Source organism: Maribacter sp. Asnod2-G09 (genome assembly GCF_045063795.1).
GTDB lineage: Bacteria > Bacteroidota > Bacteroidia > Flavobacteriales > Flavobacteriaceae > Maribacter.
This window is the reverse complement of the sequence record NZ_JBEFOA010000005.1, coordinates 1,423,507-1,442,257: the sequence shown is the minus strand read 5'-3', so window position 1 is coordinate 1,442,257 and position 18,751 is coordinate 1,423,507. Positions and strand designations below refer to the sequence as shown.

The following is an 18,751-nucleotide window of genomic DNA, read 5'->3' as shown; positions in this document are numbered from 1 at the left end:
AGTATAAGGTTACTTTGTTATTTTTACAGAGAATTTTAAGTTTATGGCGAACTCCTTCGAAAATTATCAAAGACGCAAACTCATCTCCTCCTATTTTTCTGTGGTGCTAAGTATTGCATTGGTCTTATTCCTATTAGGTATATTAGGATTACTGGTTTTAAATACCAAAAAAATGGCAGATCGTTCTAAAGAACAAATCACCATCTCTGTCTTTTTAAAAGAAAACACCAAAGAAATTGAGATCGAACAGCTTCAAAAGACATTGGCAATGTCTGAATACACAAAATCTTCTACATACGTATCTAAAGAAGAAGCTGCAGAACAGCATAGCGAAGAAATCGGTGAAGACTTTGTTGATTATTTAGGCTACAACCCGCTAAAGAACTCTATCGACGTAAAGTTAAATGCAGATTTTGTTACTGCCGAAAAAGTACAAGAAATTGCCGATACCCTTTCAGAAAAGAGTTTTGTCGATGAAGTTAGTTATGACAAGGTATTGGTAAGCATGGTAGCCAAAAGTGTTGAACAAATTGGGTTCTGGATTTTAGTAGCCAGCGCCATATTTACCTTTATCGCAGTTCTATTAATCAACAGTTCTATACGTTTATCTATCTATTCTAAAAGATTTATCATCAAAACCATGCAAATGGTCGGGGCGACAAAGACCTTCATCAGAAGGCCGTTTATATGGCAAAATATTAAACTAGGCATGATCGGCGCCGCAATTGCTTTATTGGCTATTGGTGGTGTCGTATACTATGTAAATACTAATTTTCAAGATTTAGGGTTATTCGATGAACCTTATATTTTAGTCATTTTATTTGTTAGCGTTTTTCTGTTGGGAATACTTATTTCGTTCATTAGCACCTATTTCGCGACCCAACGCTTCTTAAATCTTAGAACGGACGAATTATATTATTAAATTTGCGGCATGAGTAAAAACAACAAAGTGGAACAGCACTCTAAACAAGAATTTATTTTTCAGAAGAAAAATTACATGTTCATGTTCATTGGTCTTGCCTGTATTGCGATAGGTTTTATTTTAATGAGCGGTGGCGGCAGCGATGACCCCAACGTATTTAATCCTGAAATTTATAATTTTAGAAGAATTAGACTTGCACCAACTTTAGTGCTTATTGGCTTAGGTATAGAAATTTATGCCATTTTATTAAACCCTCACAAAAAGAAAGATTAATTGGATACTTTAGACGCTATTATACTCGGCATTATTCAAGGATTAACCGAGTTTCTACCCGTTTCTTCAAGTGGGCATTTAGAATTGGGTAAAGCCATTTTAGGAGACAACTCTGTTCAAGAAGAAAGTTTATTATTTACAGTAGTACTTCACTTTGCGACCGCATTAAGCACCATTGTTGTTTTTAGAAAAGACATTTGGGAAATTTTAAGCGGCTTGTTTCAGTTTAAATGGAACGAAGAAAGTCAGTTTTCTGCCAAAATTATTATCTCTATGCTTCCGGCCGTATTTGTAGGCTTATTTTTTGAAGAACAGTTAGAGGCGTTTTTCGGAGGCAATATTCGATTTGTAGGCTTTATGCTGATCATTACGGCAGTACTTCTATATTTCGCAGATAAAGCCAAGGATACTGAAAAAAAGGTGAGTTTTAAAAATGCTTTTATTGTAGGTATTTCTCAAGCAATTGCAATGCTACCTGGTATTTCTCGTAGTGGAGCTACCATTTCTACTTCTGTTCTTTTAGGTGTAGACAAATCGAAAGCTGCTCGCTTTTCTTTCTTAATGGTTGTACCGTTAATTTTTGGTAAAATTGCCAAGGATCTTATGAGCGGAGATTTAACTTTTGACGGAGAAAATAATGTAGCCATGGGCGCAGGTTTTATCGCTGCCTTTGTTGCTGGTCTTGCCGCTTGTACTTGGATGATTAAATTGGTTCGAAAAAGCAAACTATCCTATTTTGCCATCTATTGCCTTGTTGTAGGATTGATTGCCGTTATATACGGATTCACTAATCCGTAGTACTACCTAAACTCCCAAATTCATGAAAGATTTGACCCAAGAAGACTATTTAAACGGTCAAGTATTATTGATCGACAAACCACTAGAATGGTCCTCTTTTCAGGCGGTAAATAAATTGAAATGGGCAATTAGAAAAAAGTTCAGTTTAAAGAAATTTAAAATCGGACACGCAGGTACATTGGATCCATTAGCAACAGGACTCCTTATTATTTGTACTGGTAAATTCACCAAGAAAATTACCGAATATCAAGGACAAGAAAAAGAATACACAGGTATCTTTACCTTAGGCGGCACCACAGCTTCTTACGACCTTGAAACAGAGATAAACGAAACTTTCGCAACAGATCACATTACGCCTGATAGTATAAAAACTGCTACCCATCAATTTATAGGTGATATCGAACAGGCTCCGCCTGTCTTCTCTGCCTTAAAAAAAGATGGCAAGCGACTTTATGAATTGGCTCGCGAAGGAAAAACAGTTGATATACCAAAGCGAAAAGTAAATGTAAGTGCTTTTGAAATTACCGATATCGATGGCCTGAATATTCACTTTAGAATCGCTTGTAGCAAAGGCACCTATATTCGATCTATTGCCCACGATTTCGGAAAAGCTCTGAATTCTGGTGCACATTTAACGGCATTAAGAAGAACCAAAATAGGTGATTTTAACGTAGATAATGCTCAAGACCCTTTAGTCTTTGCCGATTTATTACTAGGTCCAGAAGAAAAGTAGACAATAAACTATTGATTACTCTTTATCGATCTTCTAAAATATTTTGGTATTATTAAGGTTATATATCCATGAATCTGAACAGAAAACAATTATCATTACTTGCCACTATCTTTAGCATGTCTATTGTAGTGTTGGTATTGTATAATATTCAGTTTGGCGGTCAAGAAGAATCTAAAGAAGATTATGTTGTTGAAATGGTCATGGACCCAGAGGTTCTTGAAGAAATTCTAAAAGAAGAAGAACCACTAGAAGAACAAGTAGCATCTGACCCTATTAAAAGTCATTTAGCCTTTAACGAAACTGCAAAACCTAGTTATGGCAATCCAGAGCCGTTACAAACGCTAGAAGAGTTAATGGAAGAGCGTAATGAGATGAGCGATGGCGACCCTACCGAAAATCTAATTTCTGACTCAGGTTATTCTGAGAGAGTAAAAGCATTAGCTAAAAAGCGAGAAGAGAAAAAACAACTTTTAGGCGAAAAGGAAGCGCAAAAGAAAGAGTTTACGAATAACCTTGCGGCAAGAAGAACTTCAGTTTCGTATTCTTTAGTAGATAGAAATAATTATAAATTACCCCCTCCGATATATACTTGTATCGAGGGAGGAAAAGTTGTTATAAATATTGAAGTAAATGCTTTGGGTTATGTTACCGAAGCAGATTATAATGAAAAAAGTTCTGGCACTTCTAACGGATGCCTTGTTGAAAACGCTATTAATTACGCTTTAAAAGCAAGATTTAATTCTTCTGATAAAGATTCTCAGAAAGGAACGATTACTTACTTATTTCAAGGGAAGTAACTTCAGCAGATCTTCTAAAATACTTTGCCCTTTATCTTTATTATAAAAAACCTGTAAGTCTTGTTTAAACTCAGGTGTTAATTTACCATGTTCGGCTTTATAATCTTCTACCAATTGTGTTGCCTTCATTGACCTAGGTCCCCAAGTTGCCACCACGGCACTTTCCTCTTCATCTATCGCAATTAACTTTGGTATAGACATACCACCATTGGTTAAAAACTGGTTCATGATATCTAAATTCTCATCGCGAAGAATTATAGACAACGATATATTCGGATTAATTTCTGTGATCTTGTTCATTACAGGTAATGCAGGTGAAGCGTCGCCACACCAGCTTTCTGATAATACCAACCACGAAATTTTCTGATCGACAGCTTTAATTTTAGCTACAGCCTCATCACTAAACTTCAAGGTTTTATCCCATCGGCGCATGCGGCTATTATTTAATTGGGTATACTGCGATAATGCCTCTGATTGTTCAGGACCAGTAGCCTCACCTTTTTCAGCCAAATCTGAAACCAATGTTCTATATGCTGAATAACTATAACTTGACGCTAGTCCTTTTTTAATCAAATCTTCTATTACTAATTCCATGCGAATGCTAATTTATATACTATAATCGAACGCTTTAGTAGTAATAAAAGTACAATGCTTACAAATTCTCAGGGTTTACCGCCAAACTGTTGAACAACTTAGCCTTTGCCGTAAAGTATTTATTCTCTACCTGGTTTTGTTTTAGAACTGCATCTATCAATTTGGTTTCTCTTGAATTAATCAAGAAAAGTGAACTTTCACCAAAACTAAACTTTCGTTCTTCGGCAGCAAGTAACGCTTCATAACTGGCTACAATATCATCTATTAACACATTCTGATTTTCAAAAGAATTTAACTCATTATAAATAGCAGTTACTTTATTCTGAATCTGAACCTCAGCATTATCTAGCTCGAATTGAGCGTCTTTTAATTTCAATTTCGCCAATTTTAAATCTCCACGCTCTTTTCTAAGAAATAGCGGAAGTTCAAAATTTAATCCTGCTTTATAATTCTGTGTTTCAAATGAATTCAAGTACTCTGGCTCATCTGTAATAAACTTATACTCCACATCTATTCTAGGCAAGAGCTTATTTGTTTTTAGTCGTTTATCTACAACCAGACCATCAATTTTATAGCCTAATGATTTTAACTTCGGATGATTCTCTAACACGAAACTATCCAGTGGTTTTCCTAAAATTTCTAAAGCCTGATCTATCTCGGTATCTAAAGATGTATCTGGCACAACATCTTGCTGCAATTCCATCGGTATGTTTTCTCCCATCCACAGGTAATTAGAAAGTTCTAATCTGGCATTACGTAAAGTAACATTGGCCTGCTCAAGCTCTAAAGCTCTATTCTGTACTGAAATCTTTGCTTCTACAGTATCAATAGCAGCAATTTCACCTGCTTGTGCACTTCGGTTAACACCCTTCAAACGGACTTTAGCATTCAATAAAAAATCATTGAACAATAAACTATTTCTATACGCTTGTAACCAATTGAAATACGCCAAAGATGCATCGAACAATATCTGATTTACCAATAAATCTTTATCTGCTTTTGACTGCTCCCTAAAGAATTTTGCTTTTTTTACGGTAGCCATACGCTCGTTTATCCAAGAGCCACGACCTAACGATAGCGCAACTCCGGCACTATATAAGCCATCATCGGGTACATTTCTTTCTGCGTTCAAGTATTCACCAGAATATTGCTCAAATTCTCCCTTCAACTCTATACCATACCACGTAGGAACTTTGAAGGTGGAATTCAATAAATCGTAATACTCGGAACCTTTGAACTCTTTGGTAGAATAGTCTAAAGAAATTTTGGGGTCAAAACCACCACGTGCTTTCATTAGATTTGCCTGACCTATGCTCATGACCATCTCTGCTTGTTTAGCAATAGGATGATACTTTTTCACATAACCCAAATACTCTCTAAAATTTAGCTGTACAGAATCTGCAGTCTGAGCATTAGAAAATAGCCCAGCAATTAGATATAAAAAGACAACAATTCTCTTCATCGTTATTTTTTTACAGGTTTATCTTGAGCCCCTTCTGGCTGGTAATAATTGGCAGGGAATCCGTTCAGCTGACGCCATAGTTCATACCAGATTGGCACATCTTCTAATAAAGCAATAGTATTTGCACCAGAACCTACACGTAAAGCTTCTGGCCATGCTTGATCTTCTTTATCAGGCGACAATAATATTCGATATTTCCCATTCGGGTTTATAAAGGTTTCAATAGCCACCACCTTACCGGCATATGTACCGTAAGATGCATTTGGCCAACCGCTAAATACAATTGCAGGCCAACCATCAAACTGAATTCTTACCGTTTCCCCTAAATGGATCAACGGTAAATCTATAGGGTTCACAAAAGTTTCTACAGCCATATCATACTCGGCCGGCATAATACCTACTAACGGGGTACCTTCTTTAAAAGTCTCGCCAATGCCTGCCGTGAGTACTTTATTGATATAACCATTTTGCGGCGCTCGAATGTAACGTAGCGCACTTCGCATTTGGTAATTTGTATAATCATTTTCTAATTTACTTACCTGCGCCTCAGAATCAAACTGATTTGACATTGCCGTAAACTTATCACTCTGCGCCTTTGAAATCTTATCGGTATATGAGGCTTGAACACTATTAATTTCTACCTCTGCATTGATGATTTCATTTTTAGCCGCCAACAGTTTATTCTCTTGAGAAAGTAACTTTGCCTGAGTCTCTTGAAGCTTCAACCTTTTTTCTTCAACATCGGTTACTGCCTTTAAACCTTCACTTTGTAAAAGAGCCGTACGCTCGTATTGGCGCTCTGCTATTTTAATATTGGTTTTAGCAGCTTCAAAATCTATACTATCACTTTGTGCTTTCAATTTTGATTGCAGCAACTTGTTTTTAGCCTGTTCTAGCTTTAACCTTCTTTCATTAAAAAGTGCAGCAACTTGATTATCTAAAGACTTTACTTTATCACCATATGATGTTACAGAAGAATTTTTCGACTTTAATTGCTGTCCTGTTCTTTCTACTAAATCTGGATCAAAATATTCTGATTTTACTTCTGATATAAAAAGGATGGTATCGCCCTTTTTTACATAATCACCCTCTTGTACATACCATTCTTCTATTCTACCCGGTATTTGAGATTGAATAGTTTGTGGTCTTTGACCAGGGGTTAGCGTAGTCAAAAATCCTCTAGCATTAATCGTTTGCGTCCATGGTAGAAACAATACAATTACACCTACCACTGCAAAAGCGAACAAAAAGCGATTAAAATGCTTGTAATGCCTTTGGTGATTTACTTTTTGAACGGATTTAAATCGCTCAATCGACACCTTTTCGTTTAATTTCTTATGAGATATATTAAGCATCTTTTCCTGAGATTTCGTTAATAATCTGTCCTTTGTCCATCGTTATAATTCGAGAACATTTTTTAATCCACTTATCGTTTTCACTTACTACAAGTAATGCCCACCCGTTAGATGAATCACTTAAAAAGTTCAAAATCCGATCAGCCTCTTCACTATTAAATTGATCTAATGGATCTTTTAGAATAAGTAGTTTAGGTTTACGAACAATGCTTCTTGCCAGCACAATTTTTTTAGATACCGTATGCGGAATCTGTTTTCCTTCGGGATATAAAATTGTATTTAATCCTTCTGGTTGTTTCTTGACAAAATCTGTAAGTCCAACTTTATCCAACGCCCAATACACTTGCTCATTAGTTGTTTCTTTATCACCGAAAGTGATATTATGAAGAATAGTTCCCTCGAAAGGTGATTCTTCTGGCAATGATTGACCGAGATGTGAACGATAGTAATTTAAATTCATCCCTTTTAAAGAGACTCCGTTTACATAAACTCCGCCACTATCTGGCTCAATAATCCCTGCAATAAGTCTCAATAAAGTATTCTTTCCAGACCCACTATTTCCCCTTAAAAGAATAGTACAAGTGGGTGAAATAGTTAAACTTAAATTAGAAATTATCTCTCTTTTTGGCTCAGGAACACTATACGAAATATCGCTTAATTCTACTGTAAATGCTTGATTTTCCAAGAATGGTTTTTCTCCTTCTTGTGTTTCTAACTCTTTATCTACTACCTGACCCATTTTCTCTAATGATGTCAATAGATCATAAAATGTTTCTAGCCCCACAATCAATTTTTCTACCGAGTTAATCACCAAAAGAATGATAATTTCTGCAGCTACAAATTGCCCAATGTTCATTTCTTGATTTAGTACCAGTAAACCACCAATAAGTAAAAGCCCAGCCGTTACCAAAACTTTAAATCCAATCATCTGTATAAATTGCAATACAATCACTCTAAAATGACTTTCTCTCGCATTCAAATATTCAACCACCAAGGTGTCGTTCTTATCTAATGCATGTGAAGTTTTACCCGATAATTTGAAACTAACAATAGAACGAGCAATCTCTTGAAGCCAGTGCGCTACTTTATATTTACGCTTAGATTCATCTAGACTAGTATCTAAACCTCGTTGTGCCGTAAACTTAAAAACCACGTATATCAACAAAAGCAACAGCATACCATACACAATGAAGAATGGATGATAAAAAGATAACAGCAATAAGCCGAAAACTATCTGTAATAACGCCGCAGGGAAATCTATTAAAACCTTTGACAACGATTTCTGAATGGTTAATGTATCAAAAAATCGATTCGCCAATTCTGGCGGATAGTAATTATGAAGTTCGCTCATCTTTATCTTTGGGAAGCGATACGCAAATTCGAACGATGCCCTAGTAAATATCTTTTGCTGTACATTTTCAATAATTCGTATTTGCATTAATTGCAGAATACCTACAAAAGCCACACCTACGGTTACCCCTATTACCAATACTACCCATGATGAGCTTATTTGCGCACCTTGCATTAAGTTGATAATTGCCTGTATACCTAAAGGCAAAGAAAGATTGACAACACCTGCGAATATGGCGTAGTAGAATACCTGAAATATGTCTTTCTTGTCTAATTTTAAAAGACCTAAAAAACGCTGCCAGGCGGTTAGTATATTTTTATTCATGTATCGTATTATTTAGGGTGTTAAACACTAGATGTGTTAAGTATTGTGTTGGCGTTATCTTATTGGTACAGTCTGTTAGTGATGGAAAATGTTCTTTTAAATAATGTTGATGCAAACCATTCTCAAGAATAGTACTTGCTAAACTGGTAGGGTATTCATATTCAGCGTCAACCTCAGAAATCATTTCAGCTAATCGCCCTACTAACCTCTTATAGATAGCGTAAAATCCTTCTTTGTTCTCGGTATCTACTTCTTTAGTTAAATATGATTTTGAATACTCGTTGATTACAATCTTATTCAACAATACCTCGTTGATATGCGAAAACGATGAATCTTCTTTTACCTCTCGTGTGATAATTAAAATAGATTTCAGCAATTTCTCTTTCGGATTTTTTATGCTGTTGGTCGCAAATACGAGTTGATACTCCATCCAACCCCAATACCACGATGTTAGATACACCAGTAGTTTATGCTTGTTTTCAAAATAGCGATAAATAGAGCTTTCATTAGATTTTATTTGCACACCTAACTTTTTAAACGTGAAGTTCTCAAAGCCTATTTCGTTAATCATCTGAATACTGATTTCAATGATTTTTCTACCCAAATCAGAAGATTCGGGGTCTTTTAGAAAAAGCTTCTCATTGATTCTTATTTGTACACTCTGCAGCAATCTATCCATAATCGACTGAAATTAATTCGATTGCAAATATAATAGTAATACTATCAACATATAATAGTTTAACATTTAATAAAGAACTCTATACAATTAATTTGTAACTCATATGAATCTTTTTAACAAGAATTGCAATCCTATTTAAATCATAAATATCATATCTCAACACACCCAAGTACATCGTATTTCAACTCATTTTCAATACTTTTGTTACTTAAATATTCTACTATGGAACCTAATAGATGTGGCTGGTGCAAAGGCGATTCGCTTTACGAAGCTTATCACGATCAAGAATGGGGTGTTCCTGTAAAAGATGATGAACTTTTGTTTGAATTTTTAGTACTAGAAACGTTTCAAGCTGGTTTAAGTTGGATCACCATTTTAAAAAGAAGAGAGAATTTCAGAGTTGCATTTGATCATTTTGATTACAAGAAAATTGCAAAATATCCAGAAACTAAAATCTTGTCTTTACTGCAGGATGAAGGGATTATCAGAAACAAATTAAAAGTTAGAGCAACTGTTACCAATGCCATAGCATATCAAGAAATCCAAAAAGAATTTGGGAGCTTTAGCAACTATATTTGGAAATTTGTAAACAATGAACCTATTACCAATGAAGTAATTAATTACAAAGAAGCTCCTGCTAACACTCCTATTTCTGACACTATTAGTAAAGACCTAAAAAAACGCGGATTCAAATTTGTAGGCAGCACGATAATTTATGCATTCATGCAGGCAACAGGTATGGTAAACGATCACCAATTAGATTGTTTTAGGTATAATCAAGTATAGCATAAATCAATTTCAATTAACATGAAAAATAATCTTATAAAATTAATAATCGCTGCTTGTCTATTTTGTTTTCAATTGGGTCATTCTCAATACAAATATGAAAGGGAGTATCGTATTCTTAAATCTCAATTTCCGGCTTTGGCTATCGCGAACATTGATGAAAATGTAGCGGACTTTAAGCGTATTAAATTCTATAAGGAGACCGACAGTACTAAAATTAGTTATGAAGCTAAACTTAAAAAAGCCAAGCTTTGGTACAGCATTGAATTCAATGAAGAAGGCACATTAGAAGATATAGAAATTCTTATAAAACCTACAGATGTACCTAATGATACGTATGCCAAAATAGTAGCATATTTGAATGATAATTTCACAAAATATAGAATAAAGAGGCTTCAACAGCAATATCCTTCAAATAATGATAACGTTGATGAAATTTTCAAGAACGCTTTTCAAAACCTTATTCTACCTACTAATAACTACGAAATTGTTATTGTCGGTAAAAAAGATAAAGGGTATTTAGATTATGAAATTCTATTCGATGCTGACGGCAATTTCAAAAAAATAAGAACTTCTCTTCCTCCAAACTATGATCACGTTCTGTACTAAATTTCGGTTCATTATAGCCGTATTATTGTTAGGTGCTACTTACGCTCGATCGCAAAATAATACAACCGCGTATTGGGAGCCTGAAGTTGCTTTAAACTATAAGCTAACCCCATTACTTAAACAAAACTTTTCTTTATCGAACAGAAATTATACGTACCATAATAACAAGTCTCAACTAACGATACGGCAAATAGAAATTGCGCATTTTTCCTCTTTAACAATTGACCCATATAAGAGTATAGGTCTAGGTATTCAATACCGATTTAGAGAAGCATTTGAAAGCAACAAGGAAAATGAACTCAGGCTTACCCAGCAATTTAATATCGTTAAAAAAACGAATATTGCTCGTTTTGGTAACCGTTTTAGAATTGAGCAACGCATTCAACCTTCTAATCTTGTGCATCGTTTTAGATATCGTTTTGCCGTAGATATTCCATTAAAAGGTTTAAAAATGGATATTGGCGAACCCTATTTAGTCGCTACTACAGAATCTTTGTTGAGTATAGGTAAAAGCATAAAACCTATGTACGATCAACGACTGACTTCACAAATTGGCTGGTCTATTTCAGAACACCTAAAAGCGCAATTAGGAGTTCAGTTTAGAATGGAGAATTATACCGAGCATACAGAACATGTTTTCTTTTTCTTAAACAGTCTGGTTATCTCAATCTAAAAACTTCATAAATTCTTTTCTTGGTATTTCTTGTGCGCCCATGCTTTCTAGATGATCCGTATGTAATTGGCAATCAATCACCTTATAATTTTTAGCTTGTAATTCTTCGGCTAGTTTTATGAAAGCAAATTTCGATGCATTAGATGTTAAGCTGAACATACTTTCTCCACAAAATACATCACCTAAATCAACCCCATATAAACCACCAACTAAAGTATCGCCCTCCCAAACTTCATATGATTTTGCAATATCTTTTTCATGTAATGCTATGTAAGCGTTTTTCATGTCATCGGTAATCCATGTACCATCTTGACCTTCGCGTGGCACAGATGAGCAATACTCTAACACTTCTTTAAAACAGGTGTTTTTGGTTAATCGAAACTGATCGTTACGAATAACTTTCTTCATGCTTTTTGAAATTTTTATTTGATCAGGAAAAAGTATCATTCTAGGATCCGGACTCCACCATAATATAATAGAATCATTATCGAACCAAGGGAAAATCCCGCTTTGGTACGCCAATAGCAATCGTTCTGGAGAGAGGTCACCGCCCACAGCCAACAAACCTTCTACATTGGCATTATCTACTGGTGGAAAAATAAGTTCATCGGTCAAAAAATACATGACTAGCTGAGGCTTTTTAATTTTCGTTCAAAATAAATAAAGGTCATAAAACAAAAAAACTTGTTTAACTATTTAAGCTAAACAAGTTTCTTACTATAAAGACATAACGCCTTATATAATTTCATTTTAATTCTTAGAAAGGAAGATCATCATGATCCTCTTCATTCAAATTATCTGCAGGCTCAAAAGCCTCCATTGGTGCTACCGGAGGCATACCACCAGCTGGTGCTCCAGCAGATGCGCCTTCTATACGCCACCCTTGAATTGAGTTAAAGTACTTTACTTGACCTTGTGGGTTTGTCCACTCTCTTCCTCTAAGGTTAATGCTCACTTTTACATCTTGCCCTACACCATAGCTATTCAATAAATCACATTTATCTTGAACAAATTCTACCATGATGTGCTGTGGATATTGCTCATCTGTAGTAACAACTAACTCTCTTTTTCTAAACCCATTAGACCCAAAAGTTTGAGTTTCTCCTATCAATTTTACTTTACCTTCTATTTCCATCTTGAACTCTTTTTACAATAGAGTTCAAAAATACATAAAATGATGCGTTAATAAAACATGGTACAGCGATAACAACACAACAATTATTCACAATTAGGGTTATCTTTAGTATTAGATAACTATTGGATGAACTTTATTCCTAAAAACAAAATTTCCAACATTTTTCTATTGATAGGCTCCTTCGTAGTAGTGAGTCTAATCTTATGGAACACCAATAGCTTTTTCAAACAATTTAAGGAAGAAGAGCGCCTTAAAATGGAAATTTGGGCTACTGCACAATCAGAATTTTTACAATCTTCTGAAACCGTAGATTTAGGAAGCCTTCATTTAAAAGTTTTTCAAAACAATACCTCAACTCCAATGATCCTTATCAATAAAGATAAATCGATCAGGGTAAACAATTTTCCGCCGAACAAGTCAAAAGACTCGGTCTATATTCAAAGCCAACTTAGAAAATTCAAAAACGAAAACATACCTATATCTATTGACCAACAAGGAGAACATTTAGCAACGCTTTATTACGGCAACTCAGATGTTCTGACCAAATTAAAATTTTACCCAATTGCCTTACTACTTATTATTTTTCTTTTTGCAGCGGTAATTTATTTTCTTTTTAAAACGAATAAAGCTTCAGAGCAGAATAAACTATGGGCGGGTATGGCCAAAGAAACTGCACACCAAATCGGCACACCACTTTCTTCTCTTTTGGGATGGAACGAACTTCTGAAATCTGAAGATATCAACCCTAGTATTACAAAAGAAATAGAGAAAGATATTGATCGATTACAGACCATAACCGAGCGCTTTTCTAAAATTGGATCATTACCCAAACTTGAAGAAAGCGATATTGTAAAAGAAACCCGAGATGCATTTGACTATTTAAAGCGAAGAAGCTCTAAACTTATTCACTTTTCTTTTAGCACCAAGGTGGAGCACCTACCAGTTATGATGAACAGTTCGTTATATAATTGGACCATAGAAAATTTAGTTAAAAACGGAATCGATGCTATGAGAGGCAAGGGTAGTATTGCCATTGAAATTGTGCAAGACAACAAATTTGTGAACATTTTAATAGCCGATACCGGACATGGTATTTCTAAAAGCAACTATAATAGTATCTTTACACCCGGCTTTACCTCTAAAAAGAGAGGTTGGGGCTTAGGACTTTCTTTGGTTAAGCGAATTGTGGAAGAATACCACGATGGAAAAATAAAGGTGTTATCATCTGGCAAAGAAGGAACTATAATGCAAATTTCTTTAAAAGTGTCTCACTAATTATGGCCAAGGAAAAATTAGAAGTTATTAAGGAAGCCAATCTAAGTAATAACTGTCCTGAATGTTTTAATCAAGATTTAAATCTTACTTTTTATCAAAAACATACTTATGGTAGCTTCTTTCATAAAATTACAGGTGAACTAAGCAATAAATTAGTTTGCAATACCTGCCATTCTACTATTTACCCAGTAACCTGGACAGATGATATTGAACGCATGTTCAACTACTATCAAAAAACAGCTATACCCGCTAAAAAATCATCTAAACCAACATTGCTTTTTTATAGCCTTATTTTGATTCTTATAGCTTTAGTAGCTGGTGTAGTATACTTGTTTATTTCTGGCGCTATTCAACTTTAGAACCTATTGCTTTAGCCAGATCACTAAGCTCTTCATTACTCAATTTTACTTTATGCTGAAAAGTAGCATCTTTCATTTCATTTAGGGGTATTAAATGAACATGTACATGTGGTACTTCTAAACCTATAACAGACATACCTACACGTTTGCAATCAACCGTTTTCTCTAATGCCTTACCTACTTTTCTAGAAAAAGACATTAAACCCAAATAGGTTTCTTCATCTAAATCTAAAATTTTATTGACCTCTTTTTTAGGTATACACAATGTATGCCCTTTTGCATTGGGATTGATATCTAAAAAAGCTAAGAAATTTTCATCTTCGGCTACTTTAAAACATGGAATTTCACCATTTATAATCTTAGTAAATATTGTCGGCATAGTAATTCGTATTTAGTGGTAATAAAAAATCCTACCCTTTAATAAGGATAGGATTAAATATAGTTATTTAAAAAATTTAAGCTCTTGTAATTTCAAGAATTTCAAATTTAATAGCTCCGCTTGGCACTGCTATCTCTGCAGTATCCCCTACCTTTTTACCAAGTAGTCCCTTACCAATTGGTGAATTCACAGAAATTTTTCCTGTTTTTGTATCAGCTTCACTTTCGGCTACTAACTTATAAGACATTTCCATGCCATTATTCTGGTTTTTCAATTTCACTGTAGATAATACCAAAACCTTTGAAGTATCTAATTGAGACTCGTCAATTAAACGTGCATTGGCAACCGTATTCTCCATTTTTGAAATTTTCATTTCTAAAAGACCTTGCGCTTCTTTTGCAGCATCGTATTCAGCATTTTCTGACAAATCGCCTTTATCTCTTGCTTCTCCAATGGCTTGAGACGCCTTTGGGCGCTCAATATCCCGTAAATGATTTAGTTCTGCCTTGAGTTTTTTTAACCCCTCGACTGTATAGTATGATATGTTACTCATAACTTCCTCGTTTTATAAATAGACAAATCCTCTGCAATTGCCTGTTAATTCGGCTTTTTAAGCGAGGATTTAACACAAATATACATAATTTTTACGCACATTTGCTGAAGTTTTTTAAAACTAAATTTAAGCATGATGAAGAGATTAACCATCGTAATTCTATTGATTATCACCGCTTGTAGTAATGATGGCACAAACAGGAATCCGTATTTACAGGAAATAGGTTTTCGTTTTGAAGCTAACTTAAATCTCCCTTCCTACAGTCCTCTTACAAATACTGGCAGTGCTGTTTATATTAATAGTGATCTTGCTGGCACGAGAGGTGTTTTTGTTATCAACTCTGGCTTTGATCAATTTAGAGCTTTTGAAGGTAGTTGCCCAAATCATGCTCCTAATGATTGCTCTACGATGTCTTTTAGCGGACAAGTTGCCACCTGCTCATGTGATGATTATGAGTATAGTTTATTTACCGGTCAACTATTGAATAGACCCGATGATGAAAATCGTTATTATGACATGCTAGAATACCGCGCAAGTTTTAGTGGCGGTAGTGTAGTGATATCTAACTAAGCACTATTCTTCTGACCGATACCTGTCCATTATTTCTTTGAATAATTCGCCCGTACTTGGCGGAGTATACGATATAGCATTTGCACCAGCATCTATAGCTTGAACTATAGTTTCTTCAGTTTTACCACCTGTTGCAATGATACCAACATTGGCGTCTAAATCTCTTATTCTTTTAATGATATCGCCTGTTTTACCTGCTCCTGATACATTAAAAATATCAACACCTGCAGCTAACCTTCCTTTGAAATCATCTTTTTCAGATACTACGGTGATGGTTACTGGTATGTCAATTTTTTCTTTGAGCATAGTTATAAGGCTATTAGGGGTAGGTTTATTTAAAACTACCCCTAAAGCACCTTGAAATTCTGCATGTATTGCTAATTCTAATGATCGTAATCCGGTTGTTAATCCGCCACCTACTCCGCAAAAAATAGGTTTGTCGGCAGCTAGGATTAATGCATTAGAAATTATAGGTTGTGGTGTAAAAGGGTACACCGCTATAATCGCATTGGCATTTGTATTTCTTATAATCGCTACATCTGTACTAAACAGAAATGACTTTATCGATTGCCCGAAGACACGTATACCCGAGCATTGCGAAATTACTTCTGGCACCGTTACAATGTTATTTCTTAACCTACTACCAAAAACCGGAATATTGCGCTCCATAACCCTGTATATTAGAGTTCTAATTTAGATTATTCTTCTACGCGCCGTACGTTTTAAGTAAATATTTAAGACAAATTTGTAACGGATTACCTTAGCCTCTATTTTAAAAATTAATCGTTGCTCCCAATAAAAAGTTTGTACCCGCTTGTGGATAATAGCCTTGAACTTCAAAAGTATTACCTGGCGTAGACCAACTATCTAAATAGGTATAACCATTAGATACATACTTCTCGTTTAAGATATTATTTACCAAACCAGAAAACACAATCGACTTCACTACATTATTCATTTTGATTTCATAAGTAATGTTGAAATCGTTCGTGAAATAAGAATCTAATTTTGAGGCTTCTGTTTCTGTATTACTCAAATACTGTTCGCCAACAAACTTTGAATACAGCGAAATACTCATTGCATCACAAGGCATATAACTAAGAATATTACCTGCTACCAAACCTGGCGAATATGCAATATTAGTATCACCTAAACCTTGTAATAGACCATCTCTATCAATAAAGAAATCTTTGTTTTTATTATCACTGATTGCAATATTAGGTCGAACCGCAAACTTATCGCCCAATTTAATATTGGCATCAATCTCTAAACCAAATCTGTAGCTATCACCAACATTCTCTCTTAAAGGCGCACCAACATCATTTAACTCGCCCGTAACCACTAACTGATCTTTATATTTCATGTAATAAAGGTTGGTATTTACCTGTACATTGGCAGATACGTATCGCCAGCCTAATTCTAAATCATTTAATCTCTCTGGCACAGGATTTCCACTTTCATAGTCATTTCGATTTGGTTCTCTACTTGCGATTCCTGTATATAAGAAAAAATTATTATTCGCATTTAAATCGAATGTAACCCCTGCTTTAGGGTTGAAGAAATTGAAGGTATCATCTACTAAACCTGTTTCGTTTCCATTTGCTCTGTAAACTACTCTTCTATATTGAATATCAGCAAATAATGACCATTTATCATTAATTTGAATGTTTTCTTTGGCATATAAATTAAAATCAATTTTAGACGAACTGTCATCATAGTAACTATCTCGGTAGCTACTGTTACTTGCATCTCTAGCCCAAATAACTTCACCAAAATGATCACCTTCGTATTTATTTAACCCACCGCCAATAATTAAATCTAGTTTGTCTTTCTTATAATTTACAGAAAATACAGTACCGTAAAAATCATTATCTAACCAACGTCTTCTAATGAGGTCTGTGGTATTTACTTCACTACCATCAACTATTATCGGTTCAAAACCATAGGTCGAAAAGTCATCTGCCTCTCTATATTGCTCAAAATACCCTCTACCTCTAGTATAATGTAAAGCGACATTAGTACTCCAAAAATCTGAAATTTGCTCGTTCCATAATACTTGAGCATGATCTTGCTTATAATTATCTACCTCGTTATTATGAAATTGAGTATTACCATTTAAATCTGTATAAATACCTGAAGGATTAAACGTTCTATCGTCCTGTAAAGTTTGACCGTCTATACCATACCATGCTTGATACGTAACTTCATGACCACCGAATATTATTGCTTTAATGAGCGTATTATCATCTTTGTACGCCCCTTGCAAAAAGTAAGAATCTAAGTCTGAGCGGGCTCTATCGATATATCCATCAGATTTAATTTTAGATAACCTCCCAGAAATCTCAACGTGGTCGTTTAATAGTCCCGTGCTGAATTTTAGGTTATTTCTTAAGGTACTGTAGCTACCAATTGAGGTGGATATTTGTCCGTATGCATCTTGCGAGAATCCGTCGGTCAACACATTTAAACTTGCCCCAAATGCACCTGCACCGTTTGTTGATGTACCTACACCACGTTGCAATTGCAAGCTCTCTGTTGATGAAGCAAAATCTGGCATGTTTACCCAAAAGGTACCTTGCGACTCTGCATCGTTATAAGGTATGCCGTTAATGGTTACGTTTACACGCGTAGCATCGCTACCTCTTACGCGAATACCCGTGTAACCAACTCCTGCACCTGCATCGGTCGTTGTTACTACAGATGGCAAAAAATTCATTAAAACAGGAATGTCTTGACCTAAATTTCTAGGCTTGATATCCTCTTTTGTAAGATTTGAAAATGTAACCGGAGATTTCTTGGTTACCCTAATCGCTGAGACGAACACTTCGTCCAACACTACTTTTTTACCCTCTAAAGAGTCGGTTTCCTGTTCTTGGGCACAGACACCCATACTCAGCGCAAAAAACGCCGCAATTGTGAAAATAGATAGTTTCATTCGTAAAATAATTACGAATAAAAGGGGCTATTATTCTAATGTTAAAATTGATTTTTGAGCAACTACGCTCGATTTCCAAAAGACTACATATGACCAAAAATGATCATACTACATCTTATTCCAAAAAAATTAAAATAAACTTTTTGGATTATCCCTTGGCAGCATTACCCGCCCAGGTTCTTTGGGTAT

The 18,751-nt window shown here is 35.1% G+C and carries 22 protein-coding genes; 11 read left to right on the top strand and 11 right to left on the bottom strand.

Translation table 11 applies throughout. The features are described from left to right. Positions 1 to 43: 43 nt before the first annotated feature. The 5 genes from ACJJVT_RS18315 (at position 44) to ACJJVT_RS18295 (ending at position 3,523) form a co-directional block, all read left to right on the top strand. Positions 44 to 922 carry a permease-like cell division protein FtsX gene (locus ACJJVT_RS18315; protein ID WP_324025091.1) on the top strand — a complete coding sequence of 293 codons (879 nt, stop codon included), beginning with the start codon at positions 44 to 46 and terminating at the stop codon, positions 920 to 922. Positions 923 to 931: 9 nt separating this feature from the next. Further along, on the top strand, positions 932 to 1,195 hold the full coding sequence (locus ACJJVT_RS18310; RefSeq protein WP_036157077.1) for a DUF3098 domain-containing protein: 264 nt from the start codon (positions 932 to 934) through the stop codon (positions 1,193 to 1,195). Beyond that, the gene (locus ACJJVT_RS18305; RefSeq protein ID WP_405400644.1) at positions 1,196 to 1,993 is read left to right on the top strand and encodes an undecaprenyl-diphosphate phosphatase; all 798 of its coding nucleotides are present in this window, start codon (positions 1,196 to 1,198) and stop codon (positions 1,991 to 1,993) included. 22 nt (positions 1,994 to 2,015) lie between these two features. After that, a complete protein-coding gene (gene truB / locus ACJJVT_RS18300; RefSeq protein WP_405400642.1) occupies positions 2,016 to 2,726 on the top strand; it encodes a tRNA pseudouridine(55) synthase TruB in 711 nt (236 codons plus the stop codon). A gap of 68 nt (positions 2,727 to 2,794) precedes the next feature. Beyond that, complete coding sequence (locus ACJJVT_RS18295) at positions 2,795 to 3,523, top strand: hypothetical protein (protein WP_405400640.1); 729 nt, start codon at positions 2,795 to 2,797, stop codon at positions 3,521 to 3,523. Here ACJJVT_RS18295 and ACJJVT_RS18290 read toward each other — a convergent pair. Genes ACJJVT_RS18290 through ACJJVT_RS18270 form a run of 5 tightly spaced genes read right to left on the bottom strand, consistent with a single transcriptional unit; the run spans position 3,506 to position 9,288 of the window. Then, positions 3,506 to 4,117, bottom strand: a complete 612-nt coding sequence (locus ACJJVT_RS18290; RefSeq protein ID WP_405400638.1) for a thioredoxin family protein — start codon at positions 4,115 to 4,117, stop codon at positions 3,506 to 3,508. The two genes, ACJJVT_RS18295 and ACJJVT_RS18290, sit on opposite strands and share 18 nt — an antisense overlap. A gap of 58 nt (positions 4,118 to 4,175) precedes the next feature. Next, the gene (locus ACJJVT_RS18285) at positions 4,176 to 5,579 is read right to left on the bottom strand and encodes a TolC family protein (protein WP_405400637.1); all 1,404 of its coding nucleotides are present in this window, start codon (positions 5,577 to 5,579) and stop codon (positions 4,176 to 4,178) included. 2 nt (positions 5,580 to 5,581) lie between these two features. Beyond that, on the bottom strand, positions 5,582 to 6,934 hold the full coding sequence (locus tag ACJJVT_RS18280) for an HlyD family secretion protein (RefSeq protein WP_299321884.1): 1,353 nt from the start codon (positions 6,932 to 6,934) through the stop codon (positions 5,582 to 5,584). After that, positions 6,927 to 8,609 (bottom strand): peptidase domain-containing ABC transporter, encoded by a 1,683-nt coding sequence (locus ACJJVT_RS18275; protein ID WP_405400636.1) that lies wholly within the window; start codon positions 8,607 to 8,609, stop codon positions 6,927 to 6,929. The genes ACJJVT_RS18280 and ACJJVT_RS18275 overlap by 8 nt, the downstream gene beginning before the upstream one ends. Beyond that, positions 8,602 to 9,288, bottom strand: coding sequence for a TetR/AcrR family transcriptional regulator (locus tag ACJJVT_RS18270; RefSeq protein WP_405400634.1), 687 nt, complete (start codon positions 9,286 to 9,288; stop codon positions 8,602 to 8,604). The genes ACJJVT_RS18275 and ACJJVT_RS18270 overlap by 8 nt, the downstream gene beginning before the upstream one ends. Before the next feature lie 222 nt (positions 9,289 to 9,510). Here ACJJVT_RS18270 and ACJJVT_RS18265 point away from each other — a divergent pair, with 222 nt between their 5' ends. The 3 genes from ACJJVT_RS18265 to ACJJVT_RS18255 are packed head-to-tail and all read left to right on the top strand — an operon-like array spanning position 9,511 to position 11,356. Further along, on the top strand, positions 9,511 to 10,074 hold the full coding sequence (locus ACJJVT_RS18265; RefSeq protein ID WP_405400633.1) for a DNA-3-methyladenine glycosylase I: 564 nt from the start codon (positions 9,511 to 9,513) through the stop codon (positions 10,072 to 10,074). A 21-nt stretch (positions 10,075 to 10,095) separates the two neighbouring features. After that, positions 10,096 to 10,683, top strand: a complete 588-nt coding sequence (locus tag ACJJVT_RS18260; protein WP_405400631.1) for a hypothetical protein — start codon at positions 10,096 to 10,098, stop codon at positions 10,681 to 10,683. Continuing rightward, positions 10,664 to 11,356 carry a DUF2490 domain-containing protein gene (locus tag ACJJVT_RS18255; RefSeq protein WP_405400629.1) on the top strand — a complete coding sequence of 231 codons (693 nt, stop codon included), beginning with the start codon at positions 10,664 to 10,666 and terminating at the stop codon, positions 11,354 to 11,356. Before ACJJVT_RS18260 ends, ACJJVT_RS18255 begins: the two co-directional genes overlap by 20 nt. Here ACJJVT_RS18255 and aat read toward each other — a convergent pair. Together aat and ACJJVT_RS18245 are read right to left on the bottom strand one after the other, a co-directional pair. Continuing rightward, on the bottom strand, positions 11,348 to 11,980 hold the full coding sequence (gene aat / locus ACJJVT_RS18250; RefSeq protein WP_405400627.1) for a leucyl/phenylalanyl-tRNA--protein transferase: 633 nt from the start codon (positions 11,978 to 11,980) through the stop codon (positions 11,348 to 11,350). The two genes, ACJJVT_RS18255 and aat, sit on opposite strands and share 9 nt — an antisense overlap. Positions 11,981 to 12,113: 133 nt before the next feature. After that, entirely contained in the window at positions 12,114 to 12,491 is a 378-nt protein-coding gene (locus ACJJVT_RS18245) for a DUF3127 domain-containing protein (RefSeq protein ID WP_299321835.1), read from the bottom strand. 126 nt (positions 12,492 to 12,617) lie between these two features. Between ACJJVT_RS18245 and ACJJVT_RS18240 the strand changes: the two genes are divergently transcribed. Both ACJJVT_RS18240 and ACJJVT_RS18235 read left to right on the top strand, forming a co-directional pair. After that, complete coding sequence (locus tag ACJJVT_RS18240; RefSeq protein ID WP_405400625.1) at positions 12,618 to 13,766, top strand: sensor histidine kinase; 1,149 nt, start codon at positions 12,618 to 12,620, stop codon at positions 13,764 to 13,766. Between the two features lie 2 nt (positions 13,767 to 13,768). Then, the gene (locus ACJJVT_RS18235) at positions 13,769 to 14,125 is read left to right on the top strand and encodes a hypothetical protein (protein ID WP_405400623.1); all 357 of its coding nucleotides are present in this window, start codon (positions 13,769 to 13,771) and stop codon (positions 14,123 to 14,125) included. Here ACJJVT_RS18235 and ACJJVT_RS18230 read toward each other — a convergent pair. Continuing rightward, positions 14,112 to 14,504 (bottom strand): HIT family protein, encoded by a 393-nt coding sequence (locus ACJJVT_RS18230; protein WP_405400621.1) that lies wholly within the window; start codon positions 14,502 to 14,504, stop codon positions 14,112 to 14,114. The two genes, ACJJVT_RS18235 and ACJJVT_RS18230, sit on opposite strands and share 14 nt — an antisense overlap. Positions 14,505 to 14,580: 76 nt before the next feature. Further along, on the bottom strand, positions 14,581 to 15,057 hold the full coding sequence (gene greA, locus ACJJVT_RS18225) for a transcription elongation factor GreA (RefSeq protein WP_405400620.1): 477 nt from the start codon (positions 15,055 to 15,057) through the stop codon (positions 14,581 to 14,583). 132 nt (positions 15,058 to 15,189) lie between these two features. Here greA and ACJJVT_RS18220 point away from each other — a divergent pair, with 132 nt between their 5' ends. Continuing rightward, positions 15,190 to 15,627 carry a hypothetical protein gene (locus ACJJVT_RS18220; RefSeq protein ID WP_405400618.1) on the top strand — a complete coding sequence of 146 codons (438 nt, stop codon included), beginning with the start codon at positions 15,190 to 15,192 and terminating at the stop codon, positions 15,625 to 15,627. A gap of 3 nt (positions 15,628 to 15,630) precedes the next feature. Here ACJJVT_RS18220 and ACJJVT_RS18215 read toward each other — a convergent pair whose 3' ends face one another. Together ACJJVT_RS18215 and ACJJVT_RS18210 are read right to left on the bottom strand one after the other, a co-directional pair. Continuing rightward, positions 15,631 to 16,296 (bottom strand): hydrolase, encoded by a 666-nt coding sequence (locus tag ACJJVT_RS18215; RefSeq protein ID WP_405400617.1) that lies wholly within the window; start codon positions 16,294 to 16,296, stop codon positions 15,631 to 15,633. Between the two features lie 103 nt (positions 16,297 to 16,399). After that, positions 16,400 to 18,562, bottom strand: coding sequence for a TonB-dependent receptor (locus ACJJVT_RS18210; protein WP_405400616.1), 2,163 nt, complete (start codon positions 18,560 to 18,562; stop codon positions 16,400 to 16,402). Between the last annotated feature and the right edge of the window lie 189 nt (positions 18,563 to 18,751).